This is a genomic window from Haloactinopolyspora sp. (assembly GCF_027324685.1).
Lineage (GTDB): Bacteria > Actinomycetota > Actinomycetes > Jiangellales > Jiangellaceae > Haloactinopolyspora.
Window position 1 is genome coordinate 1 of the sequence record NZ_DAHVSH010000096.1, and the last position, 7,571, is coordinate 7,571.

Consider the following 7,571-nt stretch of genomic DNA (forward strand, 5'->3'; position numbering starts at 1 on the left):
GGACGACTCACCCCACGCGAGCCACACCCAGGAGGCGGCCGTGCCACCAGACGAGGACTACCGGCGGCGAATCCACTTCATCCAGCTCATGCAACGCCATGCCCCGGAGGAGTACCTGCACTTCTGTGCCCGCACCGCCCGCCTCATCGCGGCCAACAAGCTGCCCGACCACATGCGTAAACTGCGCGACGATCTCGCCCGCTGCATCCGCTCGTCGTCGCATCGACCGTTGACACTGGACACCCCACAGTGGGCCAACGACGAGTGGATGCGCGACCTGTGGTTCGACGTCTTCGGCCCCGACCCCGCGCCCGGCGATCCCTACCCCGTCACACGCGACGACTGGGGCACCACCCGGTGGACGCCGGCCATGCGCGCGCTGACCACGCACGACGCGCCTCCAGGCAGTCAGCTGCACGCCCAAACGACGACCTGGTGTAGTGCCCGGCAACTGACACCCAGCCAACTCAAGACCGCGCGCGGCACCAACACCAGCGCGGATCTCAAACACCACCGCCCCGAACCGGCCGGCTACCGCGACCGCCTCAAGCGCTATGTCGCTGAAGGAGTCCGACGCGCCATGCCTGGCGAACAGTGGCACACCGACACCACCGACTTCGCCGCGCTCATCGACGCCGACGACCACGAAACCTGGTGGACCGAAGCAAAGCGCCTGCAAGCCATCGCCGACGATGCCGCAGTCACCTTGCGCGTCACCGCTCCCCACGTCGTCCATCTGTGCCCCGAGGAACGACTCGAACGCGGACGCGCCGCCCACGGAGACCCCGCCTACATCACCAGCTTCCGGCCGGACTGGCGATTGTGGCGGCGTGCGCCAAAGCACTTCCGGCTTGCCCTGTCCCGCCACGTCGCTATCCAGCCGTATGAGGTGACGTGCGGGATCATCGGACGCGAAGTGGCCCGACTGACTCGCCTCGACACTCGTGGCCGGCGCTGGCGCCGGGCCAGCATCGTCGCCGTCTACGTCGGCGCCGTGATCGCGCTCAACGCGGCACAGGTGGCCCTCTCGCTGTCCACGTGGCAGGCGCTGCCCGTCGTGATCCCGTGCGCGCTCGCGGTGCTGGCGTGGCACAGCTGGTTGCGTCGTCGGGAGGAACTGACCTACGACGTTCTGGCGGCGTCGATCGGCATGCCGCTCACGGCCGAAGCTGCGTCCTGGATCGACGACAATTTCGGCAGCCGGCTACCGAGGCCGCTGCGTTGGCTGGCCGCGCCGTTCCGCGACCACGCGTCGTGGCCGAAACGTCTCGAAGCGATCCGCCGCGCGACGCCGTCACCGGATCACTCGCTGGCGACGTGACGACCGGTATCCTCGCCTGTCACCGCGCAGGGAGGTGAAGGATGGCAGACAACGCCGGCACGGCCATGCGCGGCGAGTTGCGCGCGACGATCGAGGGCCTGCTTCGCACCTGCGTGGAGCTGGAGCGCCGCGCTGACGACGCCGGGCACGAGGCTCGTAAGGAGGTCGACGACGTCGCTCGCGTGCTCGTCAACGTCCGCGTGCCCGGCCTTAACGACCTCACGGACCAGATCTTGGCGATCGGCGGACAGATGGAGACCAACGTCGTCCGTGCCCTGAGCGACGGACGACGCACGTACCTCGCTGAGGTCCACGAACTACTTGGGTTGCTCGCTCCCTACCACGGCGTCAACGTCGCTCTTGGGCCACTGGAACCCACAACCATCGCTGTTCGCGACGTCGACGCATTCGCCAACCAGTTTCCGGCCGGATTCGCTCGCACGTACATCCGCGACCTCATCGCATCCGTGGACGGCGGCATCACACTCACTGTCGACAATGCCGGTCGCCTGAGGATCGAGCGTGTTGTCGCCGATCAGGCCGCCATCGACGTGCTGCAGCGGAACGAGGAAGAGCCCAGCGTGGATCACCGCGCTGCAGCAATCGCGCTGCTCAAGAATGAAAGTTGTCACGCAGCAGAACGGCATGGTCCCCAAATTCCCAAGGAGCACCAACTAGCGCGCCTCATCTGGCTCCTAGACCCACGTGGAGAGAACGCTTGGCGACTCAATTCTGATGGCTCGGTTTCGACAAGGCACTGGGCAGGCGCGAGGACCGGAGGATTTACTTCGGTGGAGGCTCTGGCAAAGCCGCTCGAAGCTCTACTGAGCGTTGCACATGAAAGCCACGGCGACCTCAACGAATTCCTCAACTCCAACCTCGCAGAGGAACAAACACGTGTTGGAATTCATGTAAGCGCGGACGCGGCAGGTCTCGTTGCTGGCGATGCATCTGGCTACAGGGGCACCGCAACCAGTACGGAGGAGATGGAAAGAGACTGGATTGCGGCTCGCAAGCTGGCCATGAAGAACGGCAACACACACGTCTACGGCACAAACTTCGATCCGATCTCTGAAGGGATCGACCCGGGGGCCACCGTCGTGTTTAAGCGCGTTGGCCCTGCCTGGCAGCTCGTGACATGCTTTCCGGTTGATCAGCCGCACCCTGCCAACATTCGCCTGGAGGATCTTGAATGATGCCCATATCCCGCAACTTCAAAGCGTTTTTCTCCAGCGGTTTTGGGATGGCGACTTACGAACCGAGCTTCTATGTCGAGGCATGCGAGGAAGCTCCCGAGATGCTCGCCAACGACACCACGGGCAACTACCGCGCGTTCCGCGATGAGTTCGCGGCCCACATTCGCGATTCGTCATTCGCGCCCCCATCCGAGGGCGATACGCAGTGGATGACCAACGAGTGGCTGCGCAACATCTGGTACGACGCCTTCGGGCCGGAGCCACCGCCAGGTGACCCGTTCGCCGTCCCTCAAGAACACTGGGGGCACCGCCGGCTCACCGACTACATGGTCTATGCCGTCAACGAGACACCCGAGTTCAGTAGCCCAGGTGCCCCGGCGTGGTTGGAAGCTCGCGGCCTCACGTTCGCCGACGTCAACGCAGCCGTCGAGCTCTCCGCCACCCAATCCGTCGGCTTCCGCTCAGCCCCGGAGGGCTGGCTCGAGCACCTCAAGCAACTCACCGACCGCGGCTTGCGCGAGCCCCAACCAGGTGAGCTCCCAGCCGGCTAACACCAAACCTGCCCCCGAGCTTATGGTTGGTTGATCTTGGGCGCTATGACGCCTAAAACCAACCAACCATCGAATCCACCAACCCCACCATCCAACAGCGCCAACCACTCCAAACACCCCGCAGCGCGGCGTATCGTGATCCATGCAGCACCGGAGGAGGTGGTGTCCATGGGTAAGGACGTCGCCGCGCGCGAGTTCACCGGTGAGGACCGGCGGATCTATCGCGAGAAGGTCCGCCGCTGCCTCGACGCGTTCGCCCGCATGCTGCGTGATGCACAGTTCGACGTCGAACGTCCGTTGACCGGTCTCGAGATCGAGCTGAACCTCGTCGACGACGATTTCAGCCCCGCGCACGTCAACGCCGACGCGCTCGCGTCCATCGCGGACCCGCGGTTCCAGACCGAGCTCGGCCAGTTCAACATCGAGATCAACGTGCCGCCGCGCGTGCTCGCCGCCGGCGGGTTCGCCGGGTTCGAGGACACCATCCGGACCAGCCTGAACACCGCGAACCGGAGCGCCGCCGACGCGAAAGCCCAGATGGTGATGATCGGCATCCTGCCGACGCTGATGCCCGAGCACGTCACCGCCGACGCCATCAGCGCCAATCCGCGCTACGCCCTGTTGAACAACCAGATCTTCGCCGCGCGGGGTGAGGACCTGCACATCGAGATCGGCGGGAAGGAGCGGCTGTCCCTGGTCGCCGACTCGATCACGCCTGAGGGCGCGTGCACGAGCGTGCAGGCCCATGTGCAGGTCGGCCCGGAGGCGTTCGCTTCGTACTGGAACGCCGCGCAGGCCATCGCGGGGATTCAGCTGGCCGTGGGGGCGAACTCGCCGTACCTGTTCGGCAAGCGACTGTGGCACGAGACGCGCATCCCGTTGTTCGTTCAGGCCACCGACCCGCGCCCGGTGGAGCTGAAAGCGCAGGGTATGCGGCCGCGGGTGTGGTTCGGCGACAGCTGGATCACCTCGGTGTTCGACCTGTTCGAGGACAACGTGCGCTACTTCCCCGCGCTGTTGCCGATCTGTGAAGACGACGATCCGCTGGCCATCCTGGACGAAGGCAAGACGCCGAACCTGGACGAGCTGACGCTGCACAACGGCACCATCTACCGGTGGAACCGGCCCATCTACGCCGTCGTCGACGGCAAGCCGCACTTGCGCGTGGAGAATCGCGTGCTGCCCGCCGGCCCGACCGTCGTCGACGTGCTGGCCAACGTCGCGTTCTTCTTCGGCCTCACCCGCACGCTGGCCGAAGCCGAGCGCCCGATCTGGACCCAGATGTCGTTCTCGGCCGCGAAAGAGAACTTCGAGATCGCCGCGCGCGACGGCATCGGCGCGATGGCGTACTGGCCCGGCGTCGGCCGGGTGCGGGCCACCGAACTGGTGCTCCGGCTCCTGCTGCCGATGGCGCACGAAGGGCTCGAACGATGGGGCGTGGACGCCGACGAGCGAGAACGGCTACTCGGGATCATCGAGCAGCGGTGCGTCACCGGGCAGACCGGCGCGACCTGGCAGACCGCCGTGGTGGACGAGATAGAGCAGCACAGCGGGGCCGACCGATCGTCGGCGCTGAGCGAGATGCTGCGTCGCTATTGCGCCCAGATGCACACCAACGAGCCCGTCCACACCTGGCCGCTGACGTGACTCACGTGCAGGGGGCGTGCCCGGCGCCGTCGTGCCCGGTCACCCGATCGATCAGCAACCAGCTGGCGTCGTCCCACACCAGTTCGTAGTCCAGCGACCATCGGGTGCACGACTCGCCGTCGGGCCCGTACTCCGCCGCTTGCAAGCTGACGAACTCCAGCCACACCAGGGCGCCGTCGTCCGTCGGCTCCACCGAGTGAACGGCGAAGTCGAAGTCGTAGCTGGTCAGTAAACCCTCAGCGAACGAGTCCACCGACGATCCGGCCTGCAGTCGCGGCGAGAGCTGCTCAAACGCCCATTCGTAGTCGCCGGTGTTGATGCCGTCGAAGTAGTTCGCCAGCGTCGCGGCAGCAGCGACTTCCAGCTCGTCACCGGCGGGGACCTCCGGCAGTTCGGAACCGGAATCCGGCCCCAGCGGCGTGTCGCACTCCGCGACGTCGGGCGCCGGCAGCGCGTTCGGGTCCGTGACGCCTTCGGCGATCACCTCGCTGCGTACCGCGTACGCCAGCCCTTCGGCTTCGCCGTCCTTGGCCACGGCCATGCCGACGACGTCGCCGTCCGCCCGGACGACCGGGCCTCCGGAGTTGCCCGGGTTGACGCTGGCGTCGACCTGGAAGTCCGGCCACAGATCATCGTCGGCCCGCGAGACGGTGCCGGACGTGATGGTCAACGGTGCACCCTGTGGATGTCCGATGACGGCGAGCGCCTCCCCGGCGGCGACCTCGTCGTCGGCCAGCTGGAACTCGTGGCCGGCGAGGGCGACGGACGTCTCGAGGATGGCGATGTCGTTGGTCGAGTCGATGCCCACCACGTCGGCTTCGTACGTGGCATCGTCTTGAACGACGGCGACGGAGGCGGCCTCCGCGACGACGTGGGCGGCGGTGACGATGCGATCGCCGGACACCAGGAAGGCCGAACCGACGCCGGTGCCCTCACACGTCGACGCCTGCACCATCAGTACGCCGCTGGCTACCTGGTCGTGCAGGTCGACGAAGCTCGGCACGTCGTCGGTGTTCGGCGCGGTCGTTCCGCCCTCCGGCGATTCCACGGACTCCTCGGAAGGCGACTCACCGGGCGGCTGTGCGGGCGGGGACGATCCGCCGATCTCCTCGTCCTGGGCGACCTGCACTCGCGGCCCGTCGGGCTGGTTGCGTTCGAAAACCTCGAACGCCAGCAACGACGCCCCGGCCGTGGTCACCCCGGCCACGATCGCCATCGCGATGGTCCCCCGCCGGCGTCGGCGACCATTGGGTTTCTCCGCGCTGTCACGACCGACCGGTGCGCCGCACGCGGAGCAAAACCGCGCCCGATCTTCCAGGTGGGCACCACAACGTCCGCAGTACATGAGCGTCCCCCGTTCGCTCACTTTTCACGATGGCATACACCCATGACACGTGGGCGATTTGTCCTGAGTTCGATAACCGGACAGCCGCCCACCGAAGTGCCCAGCCCCGATCACACTCGACTTGTCGCCGACCATTACAGTCGGCGCGACGAGAAGGAGGACCGTGGCACCCCATCCCGAACTGGCCGTTGAACAGGACGTTCTCGACCGCGCTTACGCGCGCGCCACGGACCCGGCCGGTGAGCCGCTGATCTTCGGCCGGATCGATCAGGGCGGCGAGAGCCGCTACGTCGGCCGGTGCGACGTCGTCGACGACCAGACGCCCCTCGTCGTCGCCTGGCACAGCCGGCACGCCGCGCCGTTCTACGTAGCCGATCCGTCGACCGTCACGCTCAAGCGCCAGTTCGTCGAGCGCGCAGGCCGCCTCACCGCGCTGCACGACGAGATCGTCGACGGCGACGACCGCACCGGCGCCGCGGCACGAGAGCAGATGGAGCGGCGCGCGGACACCATGCGCGCCGCCACCGCCACCCTCACCGCCCAGCAGTACGACGCCATCGTCGCCGACCCGGCCTCTCCGGTCGTCATCAGCGGCGGGCCCGGCACCGGCAAGACGCAGGCCGGACTCCACCGCGCCGCGTGGCTCGCCCACCGTCACCCAGAGATCCGCGCGACCGGCATCGCCTACGTCGCACCGTCCGCCCCGCTGCGTAGCCGGGTCACCGCCGTCCTGTCGGCCCTGGACGCCGACGACGTCCTCGTAATCGACGACGTCGACACCGCCTACGGGCACCTCGCCGTCGACGAAGCGCACGCCCTCTCGCCGGGCGAACTCGCCGCGCTCGCGGACAGGTCGCCGTCACTCACCCTTCTCGGTGATCTGCCACCCGCGCCGGGATCCGCGCTGCCCGCCGCCCATCACGTCATCCTGACCACCAGCTTCCGACTGCCCAACCCCGTCGCCGACCTGCTCGGCCGCCAGCCCATCGGGACGTCGGTGACCAGCGTGCGCGACGGCATCGGCCGGCCGCTGATCCGGCCCACCGACGCCGCGGAACTCACCGCCGACGCCGTCCGCGCCGCCACCGCCGCAGCCGGCACCGGCTTCCACGTCGCCGTGGTCGTCCCGCCCAGCCGGCTGGACGCGACCCGCCGCCTGGCCGTTAGCGGCCAGCGCGTCACCGTAGCCGCGCCCGCGGAGGTGGCCGGCCTGGAGTTCGACGCCGTCGCCGTCGTCGCGCCGGACGAGATCATCGCCGAATCCGGCCGAACCGCACTCCACCTGGCCCTGTCGCGATGCACACAATCGCTGGCGATCTTCCACGCCGAACCGCTTCCCACCGGCCTCGATCATCTCCGTCCGCCCGACCCGAGCCGGTTGCCGCAACTGTGACATCAAGTCAGGCCAGCAGGTAGGCGACGATGCTTGACTAGTCAAATGCTCTGGCATGCGCTTACCATGATCTCCGGGTGGAAGTAGCTGTGGAGGGGGCGCCATGGCAGGAGGACGT

The 7,571-nt window shown here is 67.5% G+C and carries 6 protein-coding genes and 1 pseudogene; 5 read left to right on the forward strand and 2 right to left on the reverse strand.

Annotated elements, in window-relative coordinates; translation table 11 throughout:
* From M6444_RS10945 to M6444_RS10960, 4 genes are all read left to right on the forward strand, one after another.
* A partial coding sequence (locus M6444_RS10945; protein ID WP_298326850.1) for a hypothetical protein occupies window positions 1–1,321 on the forward strand: 1,321 nt, incomplete at its 5' end.
* 41 nt (window positions 1,322–1,362) lie between these two features.
* Window positions 1,363–2,517: a hypothetical protein gene (locus tag M6444_RS10950; protein ID WP_298326853.1), complete on the forward strand. Its 1,155-nt coding sequence runs from the start codon at window positions 1,363–1,365 to the stop codon at window positions 2,515–2,517.
* Between the two features lie 47 nt (window positions 2,518–2,564).
* Window positions 2,565–3,068, forward strand: a complete 504-nt coding sequence (locus M6444_RS10955; protein ID WP_298326855.1) for a hypothetical protein — start codon at window positions 2,565–2,567, stop codon at window positions 3,066–3,068.
* 168 nt (window positions 3,069–3,236) lie between these two features.
* Complete coding sequence (locus M6444_RS10960; protein WP_298326858.1) at window positions 3,237–4,715, forward strand: hypothetical protein; 1,479 nt, start codon at window positions 3,237–3,239, stop codon at window positions 4,713–4,715.
* A gap of 1 nt (window position 4,716) precedes the next feature.
* On the opposite strand, the gene M6444_RS10965 is transcribed toward M6444_RS10960, so the two are convergent.
* Both M6444_RS10965 and M6444_RS22980 read right to left on the reverse strand, forming a co-directional pair.
* Window positions 4,717–5,931, reverse strand: a complete 1,215-nt coding sequence (locus M6444_RS10965) for a S1C family serine protease (protein WP_298326861.1) — start codon at window positions 5,929–5,931, stop codon at window positions 4,717–4,719.
* A 63-nt stretch (window positions 5,932–5,994) separates the two neighbouring features.
* Window positions 5,995–6,060 (reverse strand): annotated as a pseudogene (locus tag M6444_RS22980) (zinc-ribbon domain-containing protein); the annotation flags it as partial.
* A gap of 163 nt (window positions 6,061–6,223) precedes the next feature.
* On the opposite strand from M6444_RS22980, the gene M6444_RS10970 reads away from it, so the two are divergent.
* The gene (locus M6444_RS10970; protein WP_298326864.1) at window positions 6,224–7,453 is read left to right on the forward strand and encodes a hypothetical protein; all 1,230 of its coding nucleotides are present in this window, start codon (window positions 6,224–6,226) and stop codon (window positions 7,451–7,453) included.
* Window positions 7,454–7,571: the final 118 nt, after the last annotated feature.